This is a genomic window from Nocardia sp. NPDC101769 (genome assembly GCF_044766925.1).
In the GTDB taxonomy this organism is placed as follows: domain Bacteria; phylum Actinomycetota; class Actinomycetes; order Mycobacteriales; family Mycobacteriaceae; genus Nocardia.
Map to the genome: position 1 here is coordinate 338134 of NZ_JBIWMX010000001.1, position 26569 is coordinate 364702.

The following is a 26569-nucleotide window of genomic DNA, read 5'->3' on the forward strand; positions in this document are numbered from 1 at the left end:
AACGGTGGCCCGCAGCGATTCTCGCTGCGGGCCACCGTCGTGTTCGGACCGGATTACTTGTGCGACACCAGATCCCAGCCCGGGACGGCGTCCGGCTTGCGCGGGGCCGGGCCGGTGTAGATGGCGGCCGGGCGGACCAGCTTGCCCAGCTTCTTCTGCTCCAGGATGTGGGCACACCACCCGGCGGTGCGGCCACAGGTGAACATGGCGGGCATCATGTGCGCCGGGACCTCGGCGAAGTCCAGGATCACGGCGGCCCAGAACTCGACATTGGTCTCGATGGCGCGGTCGGGGCGGCGCTCGCGCAGCTCGGCCAGAGCGGCCTGCTCCAGGGCGGCGGCGACCTCATAACGCGGGGCGTCGAGGCGCTTGGCGGTGGCACGCAGCACGCGAGCGCGCGGGTCCTCGGCCCGGTAGACGCGGTGGCCGAAGCCCATCAGCTTCTCCTTGCGGTCCAGGATGCCCTTGACCAGTGCCCGGGCGTCGCCGCTCTTCTCGACGGCTTCGATCATGGGCAGCACGCGGGCCGGGGCGCCGCCGTGCAGCGGGCCGGACATGGCGCCGATGGCACCGGACAGCGAGGCCGCCACGTCGGCGCCGGTGGAGGCGATGACACGGGCGGTGAAGGTGGAGGCGTTCATGCCGTGCTCGGCGGCCGACACCCAGTAGGCGTCGATGGCCTCGATGTGGCGCGGGTCCGGGTCACCCTTCCAGCGGGTCATGAACCGCTCGGTAATGGTGGCCGACTCGTCGATCTTCGCCTGCGGCACGGCCGGCTGGTAGATGCCGCGCGCCGACTGGGCGACGTAGGACAGCGCCATGACCGAGGCCCGGGCGAGGTTCTCGCGGGCGGTGTCGTCGTCGATGTCGAGCAGCGGCTCGTAGCCCCAGATCGGGGCCAGCATGGCCAGGCCGGCCTGCACGTCGACGCGCACGTCACCGGTGTGGATGGGGAGCGGGAACGGCTCGGCGGGCGGTAGGCCGCGGCCGAATTCGCCATCGACCAGCAGGGCCCACACGTCGCCGAAGGTGACCGAGTTGCCGACGAGGTCCTCGATGTCGACGCCGCGGTACCGGAGCGCACCGCCGTCCTTGTCGGGTTCGGCGATATCGGTGGTGAAGGCCACCACTCCCTCGAGACCGCTCACGAAGCCGTCGGGGACGACCGAGCTTGGTACCGCAGCGCTGGCAGTCATGTTGTGACTCTCCTTGCAAAGTCGGGCCGCCCGATCTTTGGGCAGCCACGCCGATCAACTGGAGCTTAACCCCCGCATTACTCCGGAGTAACGTCTGCCCCATGGTTGACCAGGAGAAATTCGCCACCCCCGACGTCGATATCGCGGCCCTGCGGGTCGAGTACGGAGTCGATCAGGGTGACAATCATCCGGGCCCGGAAACCGACCTCGACGAGACCTGGCTGTCCGACGGCTGGGAGCCGTTGCTGCGCAACTGGATCGAGGACGCGACCAGCGCGGGCATGACCGATCCGAACTCGATGGTGCTGAGCACCGTCGAGATCACCGAAACCGGTCCGCGGCCCTCGTCGCGAACTGTCCTGTGCAAAGGGCTCTCTCCCGAAGGTGTGACTTTTTACACGAATTACGAATCGTTCAAGGGCCTCCAGCTGACCCGAACCCCGTATGCCTCGGCCACTTTCGTGTGGCCCACCATGGGCCGGCAGGTCACGGTGCGCGGGCCGGTGCGGCGGGTCCCGGCCGAGGCCACCGAGGTGTACTGGCAGTCCCGTCCGCGCGGTTCCCGGCTCGGCGCGTGGGCCTCGGAGCAGTCGCAGCCCATCGCCTCCCGTGCCGAGCTGGACCGGCAGATGGATGCGACGGCTGCCCGGTTCGCCGAGGTCGGCGACATCCCGGTGCCGCCGTTCTGGGGCGGCTTCCAGATTCAGCCGGAGACCGTGGAGTTCTGGCAGGGCCGCCGCAGCCGCATGCACAACCGCATCCGGGTCACCGTCGAACCGGGCAATACCGACGTGTCGGTCATGAAAGTCGAACGCCTGCAACCCTGACCGGCTCTCGTGGCTGCCGGGGCTTCCCCTGGCAGCTACCCGAAAGAGTTGGATATCTCACGTTCAAATGATGGGATGATCGGCCCAAAATGCCTTCCCAAGCGCTCTTCGGCGTCGCTAGGTTGGGTCGGTGAAGCTGCTCGCCGACATAACTCCATTACGGAATCCCGACTACCGGAGGCTCTGGACCACCGGCATCGTCACCGTGATCGGCGCACAGCTGTCCGTCGTAGCCGTCCCCAAACAGCTCTACGACATCACCCACAGCTCTTCGTATGTCGGCCTGGCCGGACTGTTCGGCCTCATCCCGCTCATCGTCTTCGGCCTGTGGGGCGGCGCGCTCGCCGACGCCATGGACCGCCGCAAGATGTTGCTCATCACCGGCGCGGGCACCGGCCTGACCTCGCTGGTCTTCTGGGCGCAGGCCGCCGCCGAGCTGAACAACGCCTGGCTGGTGCTGATCCTGTTCTCGGTGCAGCAGGCGTTCTTCGCCATGAACCAGCCCGCGCGCAGCGCCATCTATCCCCGGCTGCTGCCGCCCGAGCAACTGCCCGCGGCCAATTCGCTGAGCATGACGGTCATGCAGTTCGGCGCCATCGCCGGTCCCGTGCTGGCGGGCATGCTGATTCCGTTCGCGGGCCTGGCCACGCTGTACCTGATCGACTCCATCGCGCTGCTGGCCACACTGTGGGCCACCTGGAAGCTGCCGCCCATCCCGCCGCACGGCGAGACCCGGCGCGCGGGCCTGCGCGAGGTGTTCGACGGCTTCGCCTACCTGGCCACCCAGCGCATCCTGCTGGCCTCGTTCGCGGTCGACGTGGTGGCCATGGTGTTCGGCATGCCGCGCGCCCTGTTCCCGCAGATCGCCCAGGACAGCTTCGGCGACACCGCTTCCGGCGGAACGGCACTGGGCCTGCTGTTCGCGGCCATGTCGGTGGGCGCGGTGCTGGGCGGGGTGTTCTCCGGCTGGCTGTCGCGGGTGCGGCGGCAGGGTCTGGCCGTGGTGGTCTGCATCGTGCTGTGGGGGCTGGGCATGGTCGGGTTCGGCCTGGCCGTGGGCCTGGTCGGGTACGGCCTGAGCATGACGCTCGCGCTCTGGATCGCGCTGGCCTGCCTGGCCTTCGGCGGCGCGGTGGACATGTTCTCCGCGGCCCTGCGCACCACCATGCTGCAGTCGGTGGCGACCGACGAGATGCGCGGGCGACTGCAGGGGGTCTTCATCGTCGTCGTGGCGGGTGGACCGCGCATCGGTGATGTTGCGCACGGTTTCGCGGCCGCGGCCGTGGGTACCGCGACGGCCGCGGCCGGCGGTGGTGTCCTGGTCGTGATCGGCATGATGATCGCGGCCTTGGCTTTTCCGGCGTTCGTGCGATACCGAGTGGCGCGTGCGCATTCGGAGGTGCAGCTCGCGTGACGTCGCGGGGTTCATGCACATAGCACATGACCGCCGCTCTCCTCACCCGCGAACGATGTGACTGTGAGGTAGCAAAGAGCCACCCTCATTGGTCGGGCGTAGTGGACAGCGGCTAGCGTTGACTCGAGCGCATCGCACGCCGACCGTGTCCGGTGCCTACGGTTACAAGCCTGAGAGGGATCCTTCCGTGCCCGCTGAGAACATCATCAACGTCGACGACGACGCCAAGCCGGTACTGCAATACCCGGGCGGCGAGTACCCGATGACCGTCGCCAAGGCTGTCGAGGGCAATGACGGAATCGACCTGGGCAAGCTGCTCGCCAGCACCGGGTACGTCACCTATGACCCCGGTTTCATGAACACCGCCTCGACCAAGTCGGCCATCACCTACATCGACGGCGAGGCGGGCATCCTGCGCTACCGCGGGTACCCGATCGAGCAGCTGGCCGGTAAGTCGACCTTCATCGAGGTCAGCTACCTGCTGATCTACGGCGAGCTGCCGACCCAGGCCCAGCTCGACGACTTCACCGACCGGATCCGCCGGCACACCCTGCTGCACGAGGACCTGAAGCGGTTCTTCGACGGCTTCCCGCGCAACGCGCACCCGATGCCGGTGCTGTCCTCCGCGGTCAACGCGCTGTCGGCCTACTACCAGGACTCGCTGGACCCGCGCGACCCCGAGCAGGTCGAGCTGTCCACCATCCGACTACTCGCCAAGCTGCCGACCATCGCGGCCTACGCGTACAAGAAGTCGGTCGGCCAGCCGTTCCTGTACCCGGACAACTCGCTGTCACTGGTGGAGAACTTCCTGCGGATGACCTTCGGCTTCCCGGCCGAGCCCTACGAGGTCGACCCGGAGATCGCCGCGGCACTGGACATGCTGCTCATCCTGCACGCCGACCACGAGCAGAACTGCTCGACTTCGACTGTGCGCCTGGTGGGTTCGTCCGACGCCAACCTGTTCACCTCCGTCTCCGGCGGCATCAACGCGCTGTGGGGCCCGCTGCACGGCGGCGCCAACCAGGCCGTGCTGGAGATGCTGGACGACATCAAGGCCAGCGGCAGCGACGTCAAGGAGTTCGTCCGCAAGGTCAAGAACAAGGAAGACAGCGTGAAGCTCATGGGCTTCGGGCACCGCGTCTACCGCAACTACGACCCGCGCGCCACCCTGGTCAAGCAGGTCGCGGACAACATCCTGTCCAAGATCGGCGGCGACGACCAGCTGCTCGACATCGCCAAGGCCCTCGAAGAGGCCGCCCTGACCGATGAATACTTCATCGAGCGTCGCCTGTACCCGAACGTCGACTTCTACACCGGCGTCATCTACCGGGCCATGGGCTTCCCGACCCGCATGTTCACCGTGCTCTTCGCCATGGGCCGCCTGCCGGGCTGGATCGCCCACTGGCGCGAAATGCACCGCGAGCCGCTGAAGATCGGCCGTCCGCGCCAGATCTACACCGGCTACGGCGAGCGCGACTACGTGCAGATCAACGGTCGCTGACCCCGACGGGCCCTGCGCCCGAAGGATTTCCGAAGAACCCCGCCGCAACTTCGTTGCGGTGGGGTTCTTCGTTTACAAGGACGTGTCGAGAATCCTGCTGGGGTGCGGCGGCAATCTTGTTCCCGTGAGCCGGAAACGATCTCAGCTTCGGTGTCACCTGCCGCGGCGGGCGCGGCAGGTGACACCGGAGAAAATCGGGTGCGGGGCCCGGTAACACGTGGGATGTTCGGGGTATGGCATCGACGACTGGCATTACCGTGCGTTCGGCGCGAGCGGACGAGCGGGCGGAGATCATCCGGCTCTCGGAGATCTGCTTCGGGATGCGGGTCGGCCCGGCCGATCTGGAATACGGCGGCGGCGTCTTTCCGACCGAGCGGGCCCTGGTGGCGGTGGACGGCGATCGCATAGTGGGGCACACCAACGACCGCACCATGACCGTCACCGTGCCCGGCGCGCGCACCGTGCGGGCCTGCGGCGTCACCAGCGTCGTGGTCGCGCCCACTCATCGGCGGCGCGGCATTCTGCGGGCGCTCTACACCGAGCAGCATCGCCGCACCGAGGCCGAGGGCATACCGCTCACCATCTTCACCGCCAGTGAGGGCACCATCTACGGCCGCTTCGGCTACGGCCCGTCCATTGTCGAGAACGAGATCTCCGTGCGCGGTCGCACCGCCGAATTCCGTTCCACCACACCGGATCCCGGCGGCGTACAGGTCGCCGATCCGGAAGAGGCGAAGCTCCGGTTGCCCGAGATCTACGACCGCTGGCGGCGGCTGGTCCCGGGCGCGCAGGCGCGGCCCGCGGCCCGCTGGCAGCAGCGGTTCTTCGCCGATGCCGTGCAGAGCGAGGAGAGCTCACCGCAGTTCTTCCTGATCCATCCGGACGGCTACGCCATCCTGCGGCGCGCCTGGCACCGGGACAAGAACACCGCCTCCGTCCGCGAATTGCGGGCGGTCACAGCTGAAGCCCATGCGGCGCTGTGGCGGGTGCTGCTGAGCCTGGATCTGGTGGACACGGTCGAGGCCGCGCTGAGCGATAACGATCCACTCCCCTACCTGGTCACGAATCCGCGCCTGGTGCGCGTCACCGGCCGCCACGACGCGCTGTGGACCCGGGTCATGGACGTCCCCGCCGCCCTCACCGCCCGCACCTACCAGCGGGATCTGGATATCGTGCTGGCCGTGGACGATCCGTTCCGCGACGCGGGCGGCAGCTTCGCGCTGCGGGTGCGGGACGGCATCGCCGAGTGCGCGCCCACCGGCCGCACCCCGGATCTCGAACTCGGCATCGATGTACTCGGCAGCCTCTACTTCGGCGCGTACCGGGCCCGGGTCTTCGCCGCCGCCAACCGGATCCAGGCCAAGGACACGGCGGTGCTGCGCGCGTTCGACGAGGCGTTCACCGCCGAACGCGACGCCGAACTCGGCTGGTTCTTCTGAGCGGATGGACGAAAACGGCTGCCGACGCTGTCGAACAGCAGCGCGCGAGGTGGCGACCAGGATGTGCCCGTCATAAGTCATGCTGACGCCGCTGGGCCCACCGATAGTCGCGATGCTTTGCTCAAAATGTGCTCCTGATTCTTTCCTTGCCAGAAAGAATGGGTAGAGCTGCATGAGCGGAGATAGCGCGACATTCGCATCGAGTCAAGGCGTCAAAACGCTTTTCAGGGCATTTCACCCGATTCGGGCGAGGGCCATCCCCGGCGAGTTCAGGGTTTTCCCGGTGGTGGGTGAGCACCGGACGCTGGCATGCTGGGGTACGTGAAACCCATCCAGTTGATACTCAACGTCCTGTGGCTCGTGCTGGTCGGATTCTGGATGGCCATCGGCTATGTCATCGCCGGACTGATCTGCTGCGTGCTGATCGTGACCATCCCGTGGGGAGTCGCGTCCTTCCGCATCGCCAATTTCGTACTCTGGCCCTTCGGGCGGGAAGCGGTGGAGAAGCCGAGCGCGGGCGTGGGCTCGATGCTCGGCAACATCATCTGGATCATCGTGGCGGGCTGGTGGCTGGCGCTGGGTCATCTGATGACCAGCATCGCCCTCGCCGTCACCATCATCGGGATTCCGTTCGCCTGGGCCAATCTCAAGCTGATCCCGATCTCCCTGTTCCCCCTGGGCCGCGAAATCGTCGACAGCGACCGGCGTTTCGGCTATTGAGTCACTCGGATTCGTCGACGATCTGCTTCATGATCCCGACCGCCTCGGCGAGCACGCCGACCTGGGCGGGGGACAGCCGGGACAGCTGATCGGTCATCCACGCCTCGCGGGCCTGGTTCTCGTCGGCGATCAGGGCCCGCCCGGCGTCGGACAGCGACACGATGATCTGCCGTCCGTCGGTGGGGTGCGGGTTGCGTTCCACCAGATCCATTTCCGACAGCGAGGCGATGACCCGTGTCATCGATGGCGGCTGCACCCGCTCCTTGGCGGCCAGCATTCCCGGCGTCATGGCGCCCTCCCGATTCAGCGTGGCGAGCGCGGACAGCTGAGTCAGCGAAATCTGGGCATCGGCCCGCCGGCCTCGCAGATGCCGAGTCAAGCGCACCACCGCCAGCGAAAGTTCACCGGCGAGCGCTCGAATGTCGGAAGGCGTTGTCACAGAGGCAAACGATACGGGACCGCCCGCGCGGGAGTCGGCTGTTCCGGTGCGCGCGGGCGGGCCGCCCCGGCGCGCCACCCGAACCGGGCCATGCCCTCTAGTCTGGTGGGGTGACCACGCCGCCCGTTCCGGAGATCCCCCCGCGCTTCACCGATCCGCGCCCGGTACTGGCCGTGGGCACCATCGGTTTCCTGATCGCGACGGTGGCGGTGTGGGGGAACGACGCGTGGGCCACTGCGCGGCCGGTCTGCCTGATGGGTCTGGCGGTGGGTCTGCTCGGTTACACGATCTTCACGATTCAACGCCGGGCCGCGCGGCGCGGGGACAAAGGCGCACAGCTCGGTCTGGATTAGCGGGGCCCGGGTCCGGATTAGCGCTCGAAGCGACCGGTCGGCCGTCCAGAGGGTCTGACAAAACGAACTTGCGGACCGTGCGAATTGACTGCACGCGCCTCGGAGGCTTAACTCCCTGGAGTGTCCTCCCGATTGAGCGTCGAAGAACGACGGGCCCACCTTATCGAGGCAGCCATCGGCCTTGCCGAAAAAAAGGGCGTGGCAGGAGTTACCACGCGCGATGTTGCCCAGGCAGCCGGTGTTTCCCTCGGTGTGGTGCATTACTGTTTCGAAAACAAAGATCAGCTGATGACCGAGCTGGTCAAGGCGCTCTCGATGGAATTGCGCGATTCCGTCGATGCCAACGAAACGGTATGGCAGGACGTCGGAACCGGAAAAGAAGCGCTGCAACAATTGGTGCGCGCCGGTCTGGAACTCATGTGGCTCAACATCGAAGCCACTCCGGAACGCCAACTACTCACCTACGAAACCACCACCTATGCCCTACGTGAAGGCGAACAGACCCCCGCGAAACTCGCCATCGCACGGGAGCAGTACACCTTCAACGACTCCACGGTCGCCGACGTCATCGAACACGCGCGCGAAGCCACCGGCACCTCCTGGACCGTCCCCGTCGACACCCTGTCCCGTTTCATCCTGGCCGCGATCGACGGCATCGTGCTGCGCTGGCTGGTCGACAACGACAGCGCCGCTGTCCGTCAGCAATTGGACGTCCTCGCCACCACCGTGGCAGCCCACGCGGCCTGACCCGGGCCTCCCCCGCTCCGGCGCGGGCACTGTGCAGCATCGCCCGCGCCGGACCCGAATTCGCCTGCCCGCCTGTGTATCTCACCCAGGTCGGGCCCGCGTACGGCCATTCGGGCCGCCGCGAACCCTCAGCGGCGCGAGAAGTTCTGCGGCTGCGCCTGCACGTGGGTGATATCGCCCTCCCGCCACCACGCGACCGTCACCGTGGCCTCGAACGCACCCGTCAGCCGGACCCGGAGTTCGTCGTGCACCACGAGATCGCCTGTGGGCAACGGCAAGTCGAACTGCAGGCGCAGCAGCACGCCCAGCGGCTCGGCGGTCCAGCTGGTCTCCCGGCCGGTGCTCACCACCTCCGCCGTCACCGCCTCGGAGGCCAGCGGCAGATCCAGCAGCGTGGCCAGCGGGCGCGCCGACGCCAGGTCGCCCACGACCAGCCGATCGGCGGGCAGCGCCGGGCCCAGCCACGGGCGATCCAGCACCAGGGCGTCCGCGGCCGGGATCACCTCGCCGGTCAGGGCGCGCACCTGACCCGGCAGTACCAGATCCTCGGTGTCCAGGCGGCCCGCGTCGAGGGCCTCGGCCAGATGCCGGTACGTCTGTGAAATCGATTCCGGGGTGGGCATTCTCGCCGGATCGGCGAGGGCGTCGAGAAGTTCCTCGGCCAGCGCGGGCGTGAGCACCTCCGGGTCGGCGAGCACGCCGCGCAGCACCGCCAGATCGTTCGCGTCGAAGCCCGGCAGCTGCGGGAGCAGACCCGCGAACAGGGTGTCGTCCGGGTGGCGCAGCAGGCCCAGCGGAATACCATCGACGTGCGCGTGATGGCGCAGCCACCACGCGGTGTAGCCGTCGCGGTCCGCGAGCAGCCGGCGAGTCGTCTCATCGGACAGCAACAGCCGCAGCGCCTCCGGCCATTCGGCGTCATCCACCAGGTCCAGGTCGCGGACGGCCACCAGTTCGGCCGGATCCTCGGCCAGGCCCTCCCACCAGGTCTCCTCGTCGTCGAGGTGGTGGTCCGGGCCGGTCGGATCCGACTCGGCGACCAGGGTGAAGCTCCAGCCGACACCGATGGCGCGCAGGGCCTCCGGGCCGTAGCGCTCGAGCACGCCGGCGTCCACGGTGGTGAAGGGCGAATCCTCGACGAGCACGCGGGCCAGCGGCGCTCCGGGCAGCAGCAGTTCGTCGGCCGGCGTCGATTCGCCGTCGATATCGGGCAATTCGACCAGACCCAGCCAGGACGGGAGAACACCCGGTGCGGCCAGGGTGGTGGCCGCCAGCTTCAGCACCGCGTCGACGGTGTCCGGATCGCCCGGATCGTCCTCCAGCACCGCCTGCAGCCCGGCGTCATTGAGCAGATCCTCCGGCGCGGCCGGGCGCGCGCCCAGCCGGCCCAGCAGCTCGTGCACAGCCTCCGGATGCACCAGGCGTGCCCAGTGCACCGGAATCGCCTGTTCCAGACGGTCATCCAGCACCACCGTGCGCGGCCCGGTCACCAGGCGGCCGTCGGTCAGCGGCACCGCCAGGGCGCCCAGCTCCTCCACCGCCAGCGGATCCACCGCGAACGGCTCCAGCGCGTCGTAGAGCGAATACCACCACTGCGGTTCACGTTCCAGGCTGCTCGAGAGCTCGGCGATCCGGGCCAGGCCGATCCGGTGCACATCCAGCACGGCGAGGGCGTCGGCGTACATGCGTCCCGACAACTCCGGAATCACCAGCGGGCCAACCATGTCCGCCAGCAGATCGGCCAATTCCACGGTCGCACCGGTGAATACGGTGGCCCGGCGCGGCGAGGCGACATTCGCCCGCGAATCTCCACCCGCTCCGGGGGTTTCGGTGACCGCCGACTCATCCACAAGCATCCCCAGGTCCGCTGGGGATGGTTCCTCGAACTCGGTCGGGTCGAAGGTCGCGACCACATCGTGCGGTCCGATGGCGTCGTGGGGTTCGACCGTGTCGCCGGGCGCTTCGTCCTGGGCCGGAAGATCCCACAGCGGCAGGGTTTCCTGCTCCCATGCCGCGCTCGCCTTGGCGGTCGGCGCGGCAGCAGCCTCGACGTCCGGCGCGGCGGCCAGTTCGAGCGCGGCCGCGGTATCGGGATCGCCCGATGCCTGCACCCGACCGGCCTCGGCACCGTGACCGGCCGGCGCGACGGCTGCCGCCTCGCCGATCGCGGCGTCGAATTCCTCTGGTGCCGGTGCGTATTCGGCAGCGCGCCCCGGGCGGCCGGTGAGGACCGGAAGCCACTCGTTGTCGCGGAGCTCGGCGATCAGGGCCTCGCGGAGCAGGCCGTCGGCCTCGCTGCGGGCGAAGCCGGGAGTGGGGACCAGGACCAGGCGGTCGCGTGGCGGCAGGGCGCGGGCGAACGTGGCGTAACCGGCGGCGAGGGCGGTCAGGTGCGCACCGGGGAGCAGGCGGCGGCGGTCCGGCTGCATGGGGATGTCGGCGATGAGCAGGGCCGGGATGGACAGCTCCTCATCGGAGCGGGTGGGTGCGCGCAGCACATCGGGCCGGGCGGCGATCGGGCGGCCGTCGCGCACGGGCAGCAGCCAGCGGGCGCGCTCGGTGCGGTACTGCCACCACACGCGCTCATCGGAATTCGGGCCGGTGACCCGCAGTTCCGTGAGGCCGTCACCGAGTTCCCGCTCGGCACTGGCGATCTCGTCGTCACCGATCCGGATGGCGTGCAGCGCACGCAATTCCAGCAGCAGATCGGCCGCCTCCGACCGCATCTCCGCGAGCAGGGCGACGGTGTCCACGTTCTCGCGCAACCGCAGCACGATCTCACTGTCGAAGCCGTTCGCGGGCTTCTCCGCGGTGGCCCAGGCCAGTCGCAGCGCGGGCGGCTCGAAACCGCCCGGCGTCTCCGGAATCGCGATGCCCTCCACGCCGAGCAGCGCCCAGGTCTCGGCCCGCGAGAACCGCACCGAGCCGCCGGTCGAGCGGAACTCCACCTCGTCCGACACCGTCAGCACGGCGGTGAATCCCACACCGAACTGCCCGACGGCCGCGGCGTCGGTCTTCCCCGACGCGCGCAGCGCGGTGAGCGCGTGCACGCCCGAAACATCCAGCGGTGCACCGGTATTGGCCACATGCAAGGTGCGGCCGTCCAGCCAGACCGCGATCCGCCCGTCAACGCCCGCCTTGGCGGCCGCGTCGGCGGCGTTCTGCGCCAGCTCGGTCAGCAACCTGTCCCGGTATCCGGCCCGGACCAGGTCCGCCTCCGTGGCGGCGTCCTCCCGCAACCGGGTGGGCGACCCGCGCCAGGCGGCCACCACCCCGGCCCGCAGTTCCGCCGTCCCGAACGGATCCCCCGCATCGGTCGCGACCACGCCCTACACCCCTTCCGCACAACCGTTGATGGCACGCCAGAGCCAAGCATCCGGGTATCTCACAGAACTCCGGCACGATCCATCGAAAACCGCACCCGCCGCCGGGAATCCGGTGGCGCTACAACCTAGCCGGGCGATCGCCTCAGCGCGACTCGGCCGAACCGGTCTCGGGCTCCACCGGCACCGCATTCACGGCCCACGCATCGTCGTACACCGCATCCGGATGGCCCACCTCGAACAACCCGGCCGCGCCGGAATCGTCCGCGACCACCGTCTTCTCGGACGCTCCCGCAGCCTCGCCGTTCTCGGACGCTCCTGCGGCCTCGCGGCTCTCGGACGCTCCTGCGGCCTCGCCGCTCTCGAGCACCACCGAAACAGCGGCGACCTCGACGTCCGCATCGACTACACCTGCCCGCGCATCCGCGGCATCAGCCAGGCCTGTCGCCGGATCAGCGTCAGCCGCAACACTCGTATCCGCGGCGACCGCGTCGGTCTCCGCAGTCCGAACCGCGCCAGATTCGTCCGTCTCGCCCGATTCCACTTCGGCCACAACGGCAAGTTCAGTTGCCGCGACCTCGATAGTCGTGGCAGCGTCAGCGGTCGCATCGGCGTCGGCCGTCGCGTCGGCGGCGTCAGCTGTCACGGCGGCATCGGCGGTCGCGGCGGCATCGGCCAGGGTGGGCGTCGAATCAGTGCCGCTCGCGGGCGCTTCCGCACCCGCTATCTCGCCGGAATCGTCTGTTTCGCCGGGCTCGGCTGCTTCCAGCGCGGCGGTTTCGGTGTGGAGGTCGGAGGTCGGGAACAGGTCCACGGCGGCGTCGTCGTAGGCCTCGTAGAGGGGAGAGCCGCCGCCGGTGGGGAGTTCGACGTCGGAGTGGGCGCCGCAGCCGTAGGCGACGTGGACCACATGGCCGTCGGCGCCCATGGCATTGGCGCAGACGCCGAAGGCGGCGTGCAGGGCGCCGGCAATGGGGACGAAGAAACCGCAGCGGCCACAGGTGGACGGCGCGGCGCGAGCCATGTCGGTGTCGGGGCCGTATTCGGAGAACCAGCGGTCGGCGGCCTCCTCGCGACCCTCGCGGGAGAGCACCTGGGTGCGGCCGAGCCCGATCTCGAGGGCGACCTCGTCGACGGCCGGGTCACCGGTGGCGACATAGCCGGGCACCAGGCGCGGGTCGCCGAGCGGCGGGGCCAGCAGATCGCCCGGCGCGAGATCGCCGGGGCGGATGCGCTGATCCCACGGAATGAAGTCGGGCGCCACCAGCGCGTCCGGCCCGGGCAGCAGCGCCGACTCGCTCACCGTGGCGCTGGTCGCCTCCGGCGGCGCGGCCACCACGACCGCCCACTGCCAGCCGCGATAGCCGGGCAGCGTCGCCTCGAAGTGATGGGTGGCCGAGGATTCGTCCTCGCCGGTCACGCCCAGATGCGCGCCCACCCCGACCGGTTCCAGGTCCAGGAGCGCACGGCGGGCCAGCTCGACCGCCTCCGCCAGGATCGGCCGCATACCGGACTCCGAAACTCCAACCGCGCTCACGCCCTACATTTTGCCGTATGGAGCGCAAACGCCGTGCACCGGTAGCGGCCGCCACGATCATGCTGTCCACGGCCCTGGCCCTGGCCGCGACCGCGACCGGCTGCACCAGCAGTGACAACACGCCGAAGCTGCGGGTCGAGGTGGTCGCCACCTGGCCGCACGACCCGGGTGCGTTCACCGAGGGCCTGGAGGTCGACGGGTCGGTTCTCTACGAGAGCACCGGACTCGCCGGCAATTCCTATATCCGGGCCACGGACCTGAACACCGGCGCCGAACTCGCCCGCGCCGACCTGCCCGCACCCCTGTTCGGCGAGGGCATCACCCGGGCCGGCGACGTGCTGTGGCAGCTCACCTACAAGGACGGCGTGGCCATCGCCCGCGACCCGGGCACCCTCGCGGAACTGCGCACCACGCATTTCGACGGCGAGGGCTGGGGCCTGTGCACCCGGGACGATCGCGTGGTCATGAGCAATGGCAGCTCGACCCTCACCTTCCGCGATCCGCAGACCTTCGCGATCACCGGGAGCGTGGCGCTGACCAGCCACAAGGACGCCAGGCTCAACGAACTGGATTGTGCCCCCGACGGTTCCGTCTACGCGAACACCTGGCCGACCGACACCATCCTGCGCATCGATCCGGGTACCGGCGAGGTGCTCGCCACGATCGACGCCTCCGGCCTGCTCCCAGACAGCGCACGCACCCCCGACACCGATGTCCTCAACGGCATCACCCACCTCCCTGGCACCGACCACTTCCTCCTCACCGGCAAGAAGTGGCCGACGTCCTATGAAGTGCGTTTCGTCCCCGCCTGAGCGGGCCCATCGCGACCGGTCGCCACGAACTTGTGGCGGCCCACACCGGCCGTAGTGCAGCCACCGGCCGACGGCACTGCAAGAATTGGGTGCGTGACTCCTCCCCGTGACCCCGGTGCCGACCCAGGTCGCTGGGGCGACGAGGACTCGCCCATGATCGAACGGCACCCGGGGTACGACCGCTATCCGCCCGCCAACCGCGCGGGCCGTCGACCCGTCCCGCCGGGCGACGAGAACGAAGTGCCGGAATTCCTGGCCCGGCGTACGTCCGCGCGTCCCACCGACCCGCCGTCGAGGTCGCGCGGCGAATCTCCCCGCAGCCTTGGTGGCGAACCCGAGGGCCGGACCTCTCGCTGGGCGCGCCGCCGCCACGACAAGGCCGAAACTCACGACAGGGCCGAGGACAACCCGCCGACTCGGCCGTACGAGACCCAGCCGCCCGAAGGAACCGCGAGCGAGCCGGAAGCGTGGCAGCAGCCGCACGACTTCGGCACCACGCGGCGGGTGCGCTACGACCCGGAGTCCGGATACTCCCCGGAGTCCAAGCGCTCGCACCGCCACGAGCGCTCGCACGACCCCGAACGGTACGACGCGGAGTCCACGTCTCGATCCCGGCGACACGAGCCGGAATCCGCGCCGCCCGCACACCGCGATCAGGGTCATCCGACGCGCCCCGACGACACGCGGCACGCGCACACCGAGCCGCCGCGCCCGGAAACGGCTCACACGCAATCGTTTTCACACGAAGCCGACCCGGATGCCCAGGACAGCGGCGGGCTGCACAAGCCGCCCCGCAAACTGACCGTCACCCGGGTCGCGGCGCGCCGCAGCATCGAGCTGACGCAGAGCGGTTTCGCGACCTTCCAGCGCGCCGCCAAGGCCGACGGGGCGGAGGAGTCGGGTCTCACCGCGCTCATCTACGCCACCATGGCCAACTTCGCCACCGACGCCGCGATCGCGGTGGCCCTGGCCAACACGCTGTTCTTCGCGAGCGCCACGGCGGAATCCAAAACCAAAGTGGCGCTGTACCTCTTGATCACGATCGCGCCGTTCGCGGTGATCGCCCCGGTCATCGGCCCCATGCTGGACCGCCTGCAACGCGGTCGCCGGGTCGCGCTGGCGGGCTCGTTCGCGCTGCGGGTGTTCATCGCCGGGCTGCTCATCTTCAATATCGACAACTGGGCGCTGTACCCGCTCGCCCTGTGCATGATGATCCTCAGCAAGTCGTTCTCGGTGCTGAAGTCCGCGGTGACCCCGCGCGTGCTGCCACCGGGAATGGACCTGGTGCGCACCAATTCCCGGCTCACCGTCTTCGGCCTGGTCGGCGGCACGCTGGGCGCGGGCGGCGTGGCCGCGCTGATCGCCAAGCTGACCGGCTCGACCGGTGCACTGCTCTTCGCCGCCGTGCTCGCGGCCGCGGGCGCGTATCTGAGCCTGCGCATCCCGTCCTGGGTCGAGGTCACCGAGGGCGAGGTCCCGGCCACCCTCGGGTATCACGGCAACGACGCCCGCACCGAGGTGCTGGACCCCAACCGGGCCGACCAGGTGCAGCCGAGCAAACGCCGGCAGCCACTGGGCCGTTCGGTGGTGACCGGGTTGTGGGGCAACAGCACCGTGCGCGTCCTCACCGGCTTCCTCACCTTCTACGGCGCGTTCGTGGCCAAGGCCACCGAGCATCGGCCGGTGCAGCAGATCGCCATGCTGGGCGTGATCGGCGCGGCCGCGACCATCGGTAACTTCACCGGCAATGCGAGCGGCGCGCGCATGAAACTCGGCCGCCCGCAACTGATCGTGTTGAGCTGCACCATCGCCTGCGTGGCGGTCGCGATCGTGGCGGCCCTGCTGGACAACCTGATGGGCGCGGCCATCGCGACCATGGTCGCCGCCTGCGCGAGCGCGCTGGCCAAGGTCTCCCTCGATGCCGCCATCCAGGACGATCTGCCGCCGGAATCGATCGCCTCCGGTTTCGGCCGCTCCGAGACCGTGCTGCAGCTGTCCTGGGTGATCGGCGGTGCGATGGGCGTGATGCTGCCGCCGATCTGGTGGATCGGTTTCACCGCAGTCGCGTCGGTGATGGCGCTGGGCTTGATTCAAACCGTGGTCAGCTACCGTGGTCATTCGCTGCTGCCCGGTTTGGGCGGTAACCGACCTCAGCACGCCAAGCAGGAGATCCCCGCCGCGCACGGTGCGGGGGAACCCACCCAGTGACGGACAGGAAACCCCGGTGAACCAACCCAAAGCCCGCACGATCATCGCTCTGCTGGCGGTTCTAGTCGTGGTGGCAGTGGCCTATTTCGCCGCGATCGTGGTCATCGCCCGCCACACCACCAAGCCGGATCCGCAGATCACCGCGTACGCGCACGGGAAGTCGGTGTCGGTGAATCCGTTCCTGTACTGCAACCTCGAGGTGTCGAAGGACCGGCTGGCGTTGGGCAAGTGCAATTCCACCCAGTCCGTCTCCGATCTCGATGTGCCCCCGGGCTCGACGGTGCAGATCTCGCTGCCCAAGGAGGTCGCCGACGCGCCGTGGGAAATGCTGATCGGCTACCGCCTGCCGAACAACAAGGCCGACGCGGAGGTCCTGACCTACAAGCAGCCCTGGCGGCTGTCGGGCAAGCCGGAGCGGGATCAGGATCGCAAATACGACAAGCCGCTCACCCTGACCATCAAGACCCCGCCGACCGAGCACGTGCGCCTGGCCATCATGGAACTGCACCTGCCGATTCCCGCCCGGGACGAGAACGGTAACGAGGGTGTCATCTCCCGCGGGATCTGGGCGCTGCACACCCCCGCGTTCGATCCCGCGCTGTTCAGCTGAGATCCCGCCTGCCGCAACAACGTAACGGGCCCCGGTGATGGAATCACCGGGGCCCGTTGGCTTCTCGTCTCGACCTAGTGGTCGAGCTCCCGCGCCGCGCCGCGCACCACTTCGGCGATGCGCTGGGCGGTCTTGCGGTCGGGGTACTTGCCGCGGCGCAGATCCGGCTGCACCTTGGTCTCCAGCAGCGTGATCATGTCCTCGATGAGGCCGTGCAGCTCGTCGGGGCTCTTGCGGTTGATGGGGGCGTCATTGCGCCCGCCGCCGCGACGGTCGCCGCGCTCGCCACGGCCGCCGCGCTCCTCGCGCAGGGACGGGGTCTCCAGCAGCTTCAGCGAAAGCGCCTGTGGGCCACGGCGACCCGCCGCCATTCCGAATTCGACGCGCTGGCCCGGTTTGAGGGCCTCCACGCCATCGGGCAGCGCCGACGATCGAACATAGACGTCCTCGCCCTCATCCTGGGAAAGGAAGCCGAAGCCCTTTTCGACGTCGTACCACTTCACCTTGCCGGTCGGCACTGCGCTCACCCGTTCGTCATTCAAGCCCGGGCAGCCGGGCACATTCGTGGTCGCCGGACGCATGCGCTGGCGACCTTTCCGTTTGCGAAAAGAACGCGCCCCACACAGCTATGCAGGACGCGACTGACACCGAGTCTACCCCGGTGCGAATAGCGCAAGCACATCAGTTTTACGGTTCAGAGGTGTCCGACACTTCTTCCAAGCAGGCCCCTCGCGGTTCCGCGGGCTGGCTGCTGTATATCGCCTTGGGCCTGTTCGCGATTGGATTGCTGGCGGTGTTCGCGATCTTCGGCGTGCATCTGCTGACCGATGCGAAGCCGGGCCTGTGGCTGTATCTGCTCGCCATGTGCGCGCCGCTGGGTTTCCTGCTCTCGGTGGTCTACGCGCTCTGGTCGGGTCGCCGGTCCCGCTGACTGTCCGGGTCAGGATCGGGAGCCTGCCGACACGCGGGCGACGACACGGAGATTGCCCAGTTCGTTACCCGAGCATGCATGTGATCTTCGTCACATAACAAGAAGGTCACAGAGCGGTGACAGACCCCTATCGGCGGGGACTCGCCGTGACCACCTGCGAAGAAGCCATCCGGAACCCCTTGCGCCGGTTAGCGACCCGGACAGACACAGCGGTTACCAAATGGTGATTTTTGGCGGCGGTCGTCGTAGTGTCTTCCTCGCCGGGTCAGCCCGGCGCCACCGGCCCGCCGCACCGAACTTCGCCCCGCGGGTACCGGACCCCCAACTGGAGAAAAGGGGCGAAGACGAGGAACAGCGCACATCCAGTGCGCCGGGCCGGACGACCTCTCAGTTCGACCCCGGTAGTCGGCCTCGCAGGCGCGTACGAGAGGAAAGACCCGAAAATGAGTGGACGCCATCGCAAGCCGACCAACACCGGCCGCACTGTCGCCAAGGTTGCCCTGACGGGCATCGCTCTCGGCGGCGCCGGAGTGGCCATGGCAGGTAACGCCAGCGCGGCACCCGACTCCGACTGGGATCGCCTCGCACAGTGCGAAGCCGGCGGTAACTGGGGCATCAACACCGGTAACGGTTTCCAGGGTGGGCTGCAGTTCTCGCCCGGCACCTGGAACGCAGCGGGCGGCGGCGAGTACGCCCCCACCGCCAACCAGGCCACCCGCGAGCAGCAGATCGCGGTCGCCGAGAAGGTGCTCGCCACGCAGGGCTGGGGCGCTTGGCCCTCCTGCTCCTCGAGCCTCGGCCTGACCAGCGGTTCCACTCCGCGGACCGCCCCCGCGCCCGCGACCTCGGACACCCCGCAGTGGAACCCGCAGCAGGCGGGCCCCGGCGCCGGCACCGACGGCACCCAGGAGGTCTTCCAGGCCGTGGACCGCGCCATCGCGGTCGCCCAGTCGCAGGGCGTCCAGATCCCGCAGCCCGCACTGGATTTCCTCAACGCCACCAAGGCCAACGGCACCAAGCTGGACCCCGGCATCGTGAACTTCTTCGAGGCGAACAAGGGCCTGCTGCCGCAGTAGCACCCCGTTCCCTCTTCGGAATGCCCCGCATCAATGCCGATGTGGGGCATTCTCGATTTCCGGGGTTGCTGATGGAACGCCGTGGCGGGGGCGAACTTCGGGTGCCGGAGGGGGCGGTCCCGGTGGCCGCATGCCAGAATGGGCGCGTGGTGAACAAATCGAACAAACCCTATGTCGACAACGGCTGGCCGGACATGGCCAATGGCGATCACGCGGTCACCGAACTCTCGTCGACCCGCTCCGGCGGCCTGTCCCCGTACGGCGAGGACACCGAGTTCCCGCTGCCGGCCGATCAGCTGCCCTACGTGCACCCGCACACCATCGTCAACCGCTGATCCGACGCACGACCGACAACCATGCGGTTAACGGCGCTCGTTCCCGGGCGGCCGCCGCGCATACGACCCCAGGCCCGCGGGGCGGGCACAGTGCCCGAAGCCCCACCTACCGCCTGGTCGCCGCGGCGGCCGCTGAGCCGCGTCCGCACCGTGCCCGATGAACCGCGCCCGCGCATTGCCCGACATGTGGGCTGCCCGATGGATCGGGTGAAGTGACCGACCTCCCCACCCCAGCCACGACCGGCGACGCGGCCGCGCCCACCGAACCGGCCTCCGCTCCCGCAGGATCAGCCTCCGCGCCCGCGGCATCGGCGACCGCGCCCGCCCGTCCCGCCAAGTCCGCGAAATCCGCCGCCCGCGCGGATGTGACTCTGGCCGAATGGCTTTCCAAGCGCAGCGACGAGGATCTCGTGACGCTGCTGCAGCTGCGGCCCGATCTGGCCGTCCCCCTGCCCGGTTCGATGGCCGTGCTGGCCGCGCGGACCGAACAGCGCGCCTCGGTGCTGCGCGCGGGCGACGAGCTGGACACCCTCGATTTCGCCGTCATCGAAACCCTTGTGGTGCAAGGAGCCGGAGACGGCGGCCGCGGCGTGCCGCTGCCCGCCAAGACTCTGCGCAAGCTGCTGTCGGACCGGGTTCCGGCGGCCACCGTCAATGCCGCGTTGCAGAAGCTGCGCGCCCGCGCCCTCGTCTGGGGCCCGGATACCGCCCTGCGTGTGACACCCGCCGCCCAGGAGGCGCTGCCGTGGCCGCTGGGCAGCACCACCGAACTGCCGGACGCGCTCACCGAACCCGAGATCACCGCGGCCCTGGCCGCGTCGACTCTGCAGGAGCGGACCCTGCTGGAGAAACTGGCCGGCACCGGTCCGCGCGGACGCACCCGCGATGCCGCGCCCGGCACCCCCTCCGAGCGCCCGGTGCAGCGGCTGCTGGCGCATCGGCTGCTGAACTGGATCGACGAGGAGACCGTGGAGCTGCCGGTCTCGGTCGGACAGGTGCTGCGCAACGAGCCGGTCAGCGATCCGCATGCGCTGGTGCCGCCGCACCCGGATTCGACCAAGCACGCCCCTGCCGACATCAATGCGGTGGCCGCGGGCGAGGTGGGAGAACTACTGCGGCACAGCACGGCCGTCCTGGACGCGCTGGGCGGGTCGCCCGCCCCGGTGCTGCGCTCCGGCGGTCTCGGCGTCCGCGAGCTACGCCGCGTCGCCAAGCAGACCGGCATCGACGAGAACCGGGTCGGCCTGCTGGCCGAAGTCCTCACCGCTGCCCGGCTGATCGACAAGGGCACTCCCGAGCCCGCGCCCGACGGCGACGGCGCCGAGGACTACTGGACACCCACCACCACCGCCGACGCCTGGCTCGCGGTGGTGCCGCCGCGCCGCTGGACGGTGCTGGCGCAGGCCTGGCTGGACCTGGACCGGTTCCCGTGGATGATCGGCCTGCGCGACGCCAATGACAAGCCCCTGGCCGCGCTGTCGGCGGAGCTGCGAAATGTGCACGCCGTGCGCGACCGGCACGCCGTGCTGGGCGTGCTGGCCGAATTCCCGCCCGGCACCGAGGTTTCCGCCGCCGCCCTGGGCCGGATCCTGGCCTGGCGGCAGCCGCGCCGTCGACGGCACTACCGGCTGGAGGTGGTGGCGAACACGCTGGCCGAGGCCGAGGCGCTCGGGCTGGTGGCGCGCGGCGCCGTCACGTCGGCGGGCCGGGCCCTGCTGCACGGCAATCCCGAGGACGCCGAATCCGAGATGGCGATCGCGCTGCCGGAGCCGGTGGACCACGTCCTGGTGCAGGCGGATCTGACGGTCATCGCGCCCGGTCCGCTCACCCCGGAACTCCAGGACCGGGTCGCCATCGTCGCCGATGTCGAATCCGCGGGCGCCGCAACGGTTTACCGCATCAGCGAGATCTCGGTGCGCCGGGCGCTGGACGCGGGCGCGACGGCCGCGGAACTGCACAACCTGTTCACCACGCACTCCCGCACTCCGGTCCCCCAGTCGCTGACCTATCTCATCGACGATGTGGCCCGCCGGCACGGCCGCCTGCGCGCGGGCATGGCGCAGAGCTTCGTGCGCAGTGAGGACCCGACGCTGCTGGCGGAGGTGCTGGCAGCCCCCGTGGCCGGTGAACTCGCGCTGCGCGCCGTGGCCCCGACCGTCGCCATCTCGCAGGCGCCGCTGGGCGAGGTGCTGGGGCGGCTGCGGGCCGCCGGTTTCAGTCCGGCCGGCGAGGATTCGTCCGGCGCCATCGTCGACCTGCGTCCCCGCGGGGCCCGCCTGGCCGCGCGGGGCCAGCAACGCCCCAACTGGCGGCCCAACCCGCCGAGCACCGAACAGCTCCAGTCATTGGTCGCCGAACTCCGCGCGGGCGAACGCGCCGCCAATGCCCGCCCCGGCCAGGCCGTGCGCTCCGACGGCTCCCGCACCAGCACCGCCGCCACCCTCAACCTGCTACAGCTGGCCGTCCGCACCCGCCGCCCCGTCCACATCGGTTACGTGGACGCCCAGGGCATCGCCACCCAGCGCGTGGTCGAACCCCTCAAGGTCGGCGGCGGCCAGCTCGACGCCCTGGATCCGGTCACCGGCGCGGTCCGTCACTTCACGCTGCATCGCATCGCGTCCGTCGCCCTGGTCGAATAGCGGACTCGGTCGCCCTGGAACAGGAAAAGCCCGGTACCCGAACGACATTCGTCATGCCGTCCGTGAACCGGGCCGGAATTCCCGAGCGTCGGGCTACCCCTTCGGGTTGCCCAGGCAGAAGGTGGTCTTCGGGTCGTGAACAATGCGGAAGCTGGTGGCGGTGTTGGCGTCACAGGCGAATTCGTCGTCCTGGCCTTCGATCCGCTTGAGCACCTTGAAGGACGCCTCGGGAGCCGTGCACGCCACGTACTTGTAGCCGGTGGACGGGCTTTCGTTGTAGCAGGCGCCCTCCTTGAAGTTCGGGCTCAGGCACAGGAACGCGGTGGTGCCGCCATTGAGGGTCTCCTCGTAGGAGGTCTCCTCTTCCTTGCAGTCGGTCTTCTTGTCGTAGACCGCCGCGACCTTGTACACCGCCTTCTGGTCGGAGCAGTCGACGGGCGTCGTCTTCGAGTCGGTGGCCGAGCCTTCGATGACGTTGATACAGTCGCCCACCTTGGACTTGGCGGTATCGGACTTACTGGCGTCCTTGAGCATCGAACAGCCGGAAACGGCCAGCACGGCCACGGCAACCGCCACGAGGGCGAGTACGAGGCGCACCAGCGTCCTCGTTCCTGCGAACTTCACTAGCGAAAACCTTTCTCACCGAACAATTCACGGCTGTGAACGCGGTGAGAATACCTGTGTGTCGCCCGTACCCGCATCCGACATGGGGGTTATATCAGGACTGCATGAGTTTCTCAGTGCAGCATGGACAGCCCGCGCATGCCCAGCCACGAGAGGTTCACGAGGATGGTGGGGAGGGCATTGAGCAATTGCAGGCTGAAGGCGTTCACGGTCTATACCTCTCGATCGGATCAAACTGTGCGCAGGTCCAACAATGTTCCTGCGCCCTGTGTCGCACCCCACCCTCAACTCGTTACATAAGCACATCAACGGGTTTCGCGCATCACCGCGCCGAACCGGTCCCCGACCCGGTGCCCGCCGAACCGCTGGCCGAACCACTGTCCGCCGAACCGCCGGCCGAACCACTGTCGGCGGAGCCGCCGGCCGAACCACTGTCCGCCGAACCCGTCCCGATCGGACCGCTGGGCACGGTCGCACCCTTCGACCCCGGCCGGTTGACGTAAACGGTCACCGGCGTCGATGCATCCGCCTCCACCGTCACCACCCGGGCACCCGCCGCGGAGGTGACATGGCCGCCGTCGACCCGTACCGCGTACCCGTCCGGATAGTGCACATCGGACACATAGATCTCGGTCGGCCCACTCGCCGGTCGGGGGGTGTACCGGTATGCGAAGTCGCCGGTGTCGGGATCGAAGATCATCCGGCCCGGCGTTCCGGCGGTGGCCTGCGGGTAGGTCCGCACCAACTGCTTGCCGATATCCCCGAGGAACGGGTCCGGCTTCGGCGCGCCCGCGCCGAACCGCGTGGTGTAGGTCCAGTACTGCCAGCTGACGAAGCGTTCGTCGGCACGGCTCAGGGTATTGCCCAGCACGGTCGCGTCGCCGTCGCCGAATTCGGTGACCAGGGTGGGCAATTGGGTGCGGGCGGTGAAGGCGTCGATATTGCTCCAGGTCTTGGCCTGCTGCACCGGGCACAGACCGCGCAGAAAGGTCGGCAGCCCCGAATAGATGGCGAGCTGACTCGGGATGCAGTAGTCGTGTGGCGCGAAGGCGATGTTGGGCGCGCTGATCGGCGGATTCTTGCCCAGGTTGGTGGGCATGGTCTCGTTCCAGGTGACATTGGGTTCCCACATCACCATGAGGTCGCCGTTGCGGCCGCGCACGGCATCGGTCAGCTTCTGCATGGCCGCCTGGTATTTGACGTCGAAGCCCGGGCAGCCGTTCGGGAAACAGGATAGGAAGGCCGTGCCCGGCCACGGCTCGTTCAGCAGTTCGATGCCGAGCGCGCCCGGGTGTCCGCTCACCCGCGCCGCGAGCGCCCCGAGCGCGTCGCCCAGGTAGTCGAGCACTCCGTAGGTGTTGTTCCAGACCTCGTCCCAGCCGAGGTTCATGCTGGGCATCAGGTAGTAGAACGGGAAGCCGACATTGGGCTCCAGGCCGCTCGGCCGCGAGTGGATGGCCCATTCGGGAAAGCCGTTGCCGCCCCAGATCGTCGAGAGTCCGTCCTGGTGGTTGTCGAGCAGAGTGTGAATCCCGTACTGCGCCAAGGTGTCCACCACGCCGGCGACGCGGTCGAGATAGGCGGTGTCGACCACGCCCCTGGTCGGCATGAGCGCATCGAAGGAGACGCCGAGGCGCACGGTGTTGAACCCGTGGCGCGCGAGCAGCGCCGCATCGTCGGCGGTGACGGTGATGCCGTCGCCGGGTTCGATGAAGGGTGGCACCTTGTCGACATTGTTGACGCCATGCAGCAGGACGACCCGCCCGCTGTCGTCGACGAACCGCGCGCCGTCGGTGTGGAGCCGCGCGAGCGTGGAGCCCTCGGGCGCGGCCTGGGCGACGGCGGGCGCGATCAGCGCACCCGCCAGTGCCGCGGTGAGCAGTCCGCGGATCCAGCGTCCGGCGCGCCCGCGCCCGATCCGGGCCGTGATGGTCCTGTGTATCGGCATCCTGTTTCGGTTCTTTCAGGTCAATCGTCCAAATGGACATCCGTCCAAGTTTTGTGATCGTAGCCACTGAAACTCGGGTCTTGACCGTTTTCGCGAGATCGACCGGCCGTATCGCGGCCGGTCACGTGCGCCCTGAGCGAAAAGGGCGCAGGTCAGGTGGCATTGTCGGTGGCTTCCTGGAGAATGGACGAGGCCCATTCGGGCCCGGACAAGCCAGGAGGTGTCGTGACCGACGGTCCACTCATCGTGCAGAGCGACAAAACGCTGCTGCTGGAGGTCGACCACGAGTCGGCCGATGCGGCGCGTCAGGCCATCGCGCCGTTCGCGGAACTGGAGCGCGCGCCCGAGCATGTGCACACCTATCGGGTGACGCCGCTCGCGCTGTGGAACGCCCGCGCGGCCGGGCACGACGCGGAGCAGGTGGTGGACGCGCTGGTCAGCTTCAGCCGGTACGCGGTGCCGCAGCCGCTGCTGGTGGACATTGTCGACACCATGGCCCGCTACGGGCGGTTGCAGCTGGTCAAGCATCCCGCACACGGACTGGTGCTGGTCAGCCTGGATCGCGCGGTGCTGGAAGAAGTACTGCGGCACAAGAAGATTCAGCCCATGCTGGGCGCGCGCCTCGACGACGACACGGTGGTCGTGCATCCGTCCGAACGCGGGCGCATCAAGCAGATGCTGCTCAAGATCGGCTGGCCCGCCGAGGATCTCGCCGGATACGTGGACGGCGAGGCCCACGAGATCGACCTGGACTACGAATCCAGCGACTGGCACCTGCGCGACTACCAGGAAATGGCCGCGGAATCCTTCTGGGCGGGCGGGTCCGGCGTGGTCGTGCTGCCCTGTGGCGCGGGCAAGACCATGGTGGGCGCGGCGGCCATGGCCAAGGCCAAGGCCACCACGCTGATCCTGGTCACCAATACCGTGGCCGGGCGGCAGTGGCGGCGCGAGCTGCTGGCCCGCACCTCGCTGACCGAGGACGAGATCGGCGAATACTCCGGTGAGCGCAAGGAGATCCGCCCGGTCACCATTGCCACGTACCAGGTCGTCACCCGCAAGACCAAGGGCGAGTACCGGCATCTCGAGCTCTTCGACAGCCGGGACTGGGGCCTGGTCATCTACGACGAGGTGCATCTGCTGCCCGCCCCCGTCTTCCGTATGACCGCAGACCTGCAGTCGCGCCGCCGGCTCGGGCTGACCGCCACCCTGGTTCGCGAGGACGGCCGCGAGGGCGATGTGTTCTCGCTGATCGGCCCCAAGCGCTACGACGCGCCGTGGAAGGACATCGAGTCGCAGGGCTGGATCGCGCCCGCGGACTGCATCGAGGTGCGGGTCACCCTGACCGACACCGAGCGCATGACCTACGCGACCGCCGAGCCGGAGGAGCGCTACCGGCTGTGCTCCACCGCGCGCACGAAACTGCCGGTGGTGGAATCGATTCTGGCCCGGCACCAGGACGCGCCGAGCCTGGTGATCGGGGCCTACCTGGATCAGCTGGACGAGCTGGGCGAGCATCTGAACGCCCCGGTCATCCAGGGTTCCACCCGCACCAGGGAGCGCGAGGAGCTCTTCGACGCCTTCCGCCGCGGCGAGATCCCGGTGCTGGTGGTGTCGAAGGTGGCCAATTTCTCCATCGACCTACCGGAAGCCTCGGTGGCGGTGCAGGTTTCGGGCACGTTCGGGTCACGGCAGGAGGAGGCGCAGCGGCTCGGGCGGCTGCTGCGCCCCAAACACGATGGCGGCCAAGCTCACTTCTATTCCGTGGTCGCACGTGACACGCTGGACGCCGAGTATGCCGCGCACCGGCAGCGTTTCCTGGCGGAGCAGGGGTATGCCTATCGCATCACCGATGCGGACGACCTGCTGGGGCCGACGATAGGATAAGTGGAG

The 26569-nt window shown here is 68.9% G+C and carries 21 protein-coding genes and 1 pseudogene; 15 read left to right on the top strand and 7 right to left on the bottom strand.

What is annotated here, in order from left to right:
• Positions 1-53: 53 nt before the first annotated feature.
• Complete coding sequence (locus tag ACIRRA_RS01295; protein ID WP_402761516.1) at positions 54-1196, bottom strand: citrate synthase 2; 1143 nt, start codon at positions 1194-1196, stop codon at positions 54-56.
• A 101-nt stretch (positions 1197-1297) separates the two neighbouring features.
• Here ACIRRA_RS01295 and pdxH point away from each other — a divergent pair, with 101 nt between their 5' ends.
• From pdxH to ACIRRA_RS01320, 5 genes are all read left to right on the top strand, one after another.
• On the top strand, positions 1298-2023 hold the full coding sequence (gene pdxH / locus ACIRRA_RS01300; protein WP_402761519.1) for a pyridoxamine 5'-phosphate oxidase: 726 nt from the start codon (positions 1298-1300) through the stop codon (positions 2021-2023).
• A 130-nt stretch (positions 2024-2153) separates the two neighbouring features.
• Positions 2154-3437, top strand: coding sequence for an MFS transporter (locus ACIRRA_RS01305; RefSeq protein ID WP_402761522.1), 1284 nt, complete (start codon positions 2154-2156; stop codon positions 3435-3437).
• A 187-nt stretch (positions 3438-3624) separates the two neighbouring features.
• On the top strand, positions 3625-4938 hold the full coding sequence (locus tag ACIRRA_RS01310) for a citrate synthase (RefSeq protein WP_402761524.1): 1314 nt from the start codon (positions 3625-3627) through the stop codon (positions 4936-4938).
• A 233-nt stretch (positions 4939-5171) separates the two neighbouring features.
• Entirely contained in the window at positions 5172-6377 is a 1206-nt protein-coding gene (locus ACIRRA_RS01315) for a GNAT family N-acetyltransferase (RefSeq protein WP_402761527.1), read from the top strand.
• A 330-nt stretch (positions 6378-6707) separates the two neighbouring features.
• Complete coding sequence (locus ACIRRA_RS01320; protein WP_356999267.1) at positions 6708-7097, top strand: YccF domain-containing protein; 390 nt, start codon at positions 6708-6710, stop codon at positions 7095-7097.
• Position 7098: 1 nt separating this feature from the next.
• Here ACIRRA_RS01320 and ACIRRA_RS01325 read toward each other — a convergent pair whose 3' ends face one another.
• On the bottom strand, positions 7099-7536 hold the full coding sequence (locus tag ACIRRA_RS01325; RefSeq protein ID WP_356999022.1) for a MarR family transcriptional regulator: 438 nt from the start codon (positions 7534-7536) through the stop codon (positions 7099-7101).
• Positions 7537-7646: 110 nt separating this feature from the next.
• Here ACIRRA_RS01325 and ACIRRA_RS01330 point away from each other — a divergent pair, with 110 nt between their 5' ends.
• Together ACIRRA_RS01330 and ACIRRA_RS01335 are read left to right on the top strand one after the other, a co-directional pair.
• Positions 7647-7889: a DUF2530 domain-containing protein gene (locus tag ACIRRA_RS01330; protein WP_356999020.1), complete on the top strand. Its 243-nt coding sequence runs from the start codon at positions 7647-7649 to the stop codon at positions 7887-7889.
• Positions 7890-8021: 132 nt separating this feature from the next.
• On the top strand, positions 8022-8636 hold the full coding sequence (locus ACIRRA_RS01335) for a TetR/AcrR family transcriptional regulator (RefSeq protein WP_379397885.1): 615 nt from the start codon (positions 8022-8024) through the stop codon (positions 8634-8636).
• 128 nt (positions 8637-8764) lie between these two features.
• Here the strand turns inward: ACIRRA_RS01335 and ACIRRA_RS01340 are convergent, their stop codons facing one another.
• Together ACIRRA_RS01340 and ACIRRA_RS01345 are read right to left on the bottom strand one after the other, a co-directional pair.
• The gene (locus ACIRRA_RS01340; RefSeq protein WP_402761531.1) at positions 8765-11962 is read right to left on the bottom strand and encodes a sacsin N-terminal ATP-binding-like domain-containing protein; all 3198 of its coding nucleotides are present in this window, start codon (positions 11960-11962) and stop codon (positions 8765-8767) included.
• Positions 11963-12659: 697 nt separating this feature from the next.
• A pseudogene (locus tag ACIRRA_RS01345) lies at positions 12660-13466 on the bottom strand (DUF3027 domain-containing protein); the annotation flags it as partial.
• Positions 13467-13513: 47 nt separating this feature from the next.
• On the opposite strand from ACIRRA_RS01345, the gene ACIRRA_RS01350 reads away from it, so the two are divergent.
• The 3 genes from ACIRRA_RS01350 to ACIRRA_RS01360 all read left to right on the top strand — a co-directional run bounded on the left by ACIRRA_RS01350 (position 13514) and on the right by ACIRRA_RS01360 (position 17126).
• Positions 13514-14308, top strand: a complete 795-nt coding sequence (locus tag ACIRRA_RS01350; protein ID WP_402761534.1) for a glutaminyl-peptide cyclotransferase — start codon at positions 13514-13516, stop codon at positions 14306-14308.
• Between the two features lie 153 nt (positions 14309-14461).
• The gene (locus ACIRRA_RS01355; protein ID WP_402761536.1) at positions 14462-16516 is read left to right on the top strand and encodes an MFS transporter; all 2055 of its coding nucleotides are present in this window, start codon (positions 14462-14464) and stop codon (positions 16514-16516) included.
• A 16-nt stretch (positions 16517-16532) separates the two neighbouring features.
• Entirely contained in the window at positions 16533-17126 is a 594-nt protein-coding gene (locus ACIRRA_RS01360; protein WP_402761539.1) for a DUF2771 family protein, read from the top strand.
• A 74-nt stretch (positions 17127-17200) separates the two neighbouring features.
• Here the strand turns inward: ACIRRA_RS01360 and ACIRRA_RS01365 are convergent, their stop codons facing one another.
• Complete coding sequence (locus ACIRRA_RS01365) at positions 17201-17644, bottom strand: cold-shock protein (protein WP_402762231.1); 444 nt, start codon at positions 17642-17644, stop codon at positions 17201-17203.
• A gap of 182 nt (positions 17645-17826) precedes the next feature.
• On the opposite strand from ACIRRA_RS01365, the gene ACIRRA_RS01370 reads away from it, so the two are divergent.
• From ACIRRA_RS01370 to ACIRRA_RS01385, 4 genes are all read left to right on the top strand, one after another.
• Entirely contained in the window at positions 17827-18057 is a 231-nt protein-coding gene (locus ACIRRA_RS01370) for a hypothetical protein (RefSeq protein WP_356999008.1), read from the top strand.
• 443 nt (positions 18058-18500) lie between these two features.
• Positions 18501-19133, top strand: coding sequence for a transglycosylase family protein (locus tag ACIRRA_RS01375; RefSeq protein WP_402761542.1), 633 nt, complete (start codon positions 18501-18503; stop codon positions 19131-19133).
• 146 nt (positions 19134-19279) lie between these two features.
• Positions 19280-19468 carry a hypothetical protein gene (locus tag ACIRRA_RS01380; RefSeq protein WP_356999003.1) on the top strand — a complete coding sequence of 63 codons (189 nt, stop codon included), beginning with the start codon at positions 19280-19282 and terminating at the stop codon, positions 19466-19468.
• A gap of 365 nt (positions 19469-19833) precedes the next feature.
• Positions 19834-22107 carry a helicase-associated domain-containing protein gene (locus ACIRRA_RS01385; RefSeq protein WP_402762233.1) on the top strand — a complete coding sequence of 758 codons (2274 nt, stop codon included), beginning with the start codon at positions 19834-19836 and terminating at the stop codon, positions 22105-22107.
• 93 nt (positions 22108-22200) lie between these two features.
• Here the strand turns inward: ACIRRA_RS01385 and ACIRRA_RS01390 are convergent, their stop codons facing one another.
• Entirely contained in the window at positions 22201-22731 is a 531-nt protein-coding gene (locus tag ACIRRA_RS01390; RefSeq protein WP_402761545.1) for a hypothetical protein, read from the bottom strand.
• 322 nt (positions 22732-23053) lie between these two features.
• Positions 23054-24679: a cellulase family glycosylhydrolase gene (locus tag ACIRRA_RS01395; protein ID WP_402761547.1), complete on the bottom strand. Its 1626-nt coding sequence runs from the start codon at positions 24677-24679 to the stop codon at positions 23054-23056.
• Positions 24680-24904: 225 nt separating this feature from the next.
• Between ACIRRA_RS01395 and ACIRRA_RS01400 the strand changes: the two genes are divergently transcribed.
• Positions 24905-26563, top strand: coding sequence for a DNA repair helicase XPB (locus ACIRRA_RS01400; protein WP_402761550.1), 1659 nt, complete (start codon positions 24905-24907; stop codon positions 26561-26563).
• The last annotated feature ends 6 nt before the right edge of the window (positions 26564-26569 follow it).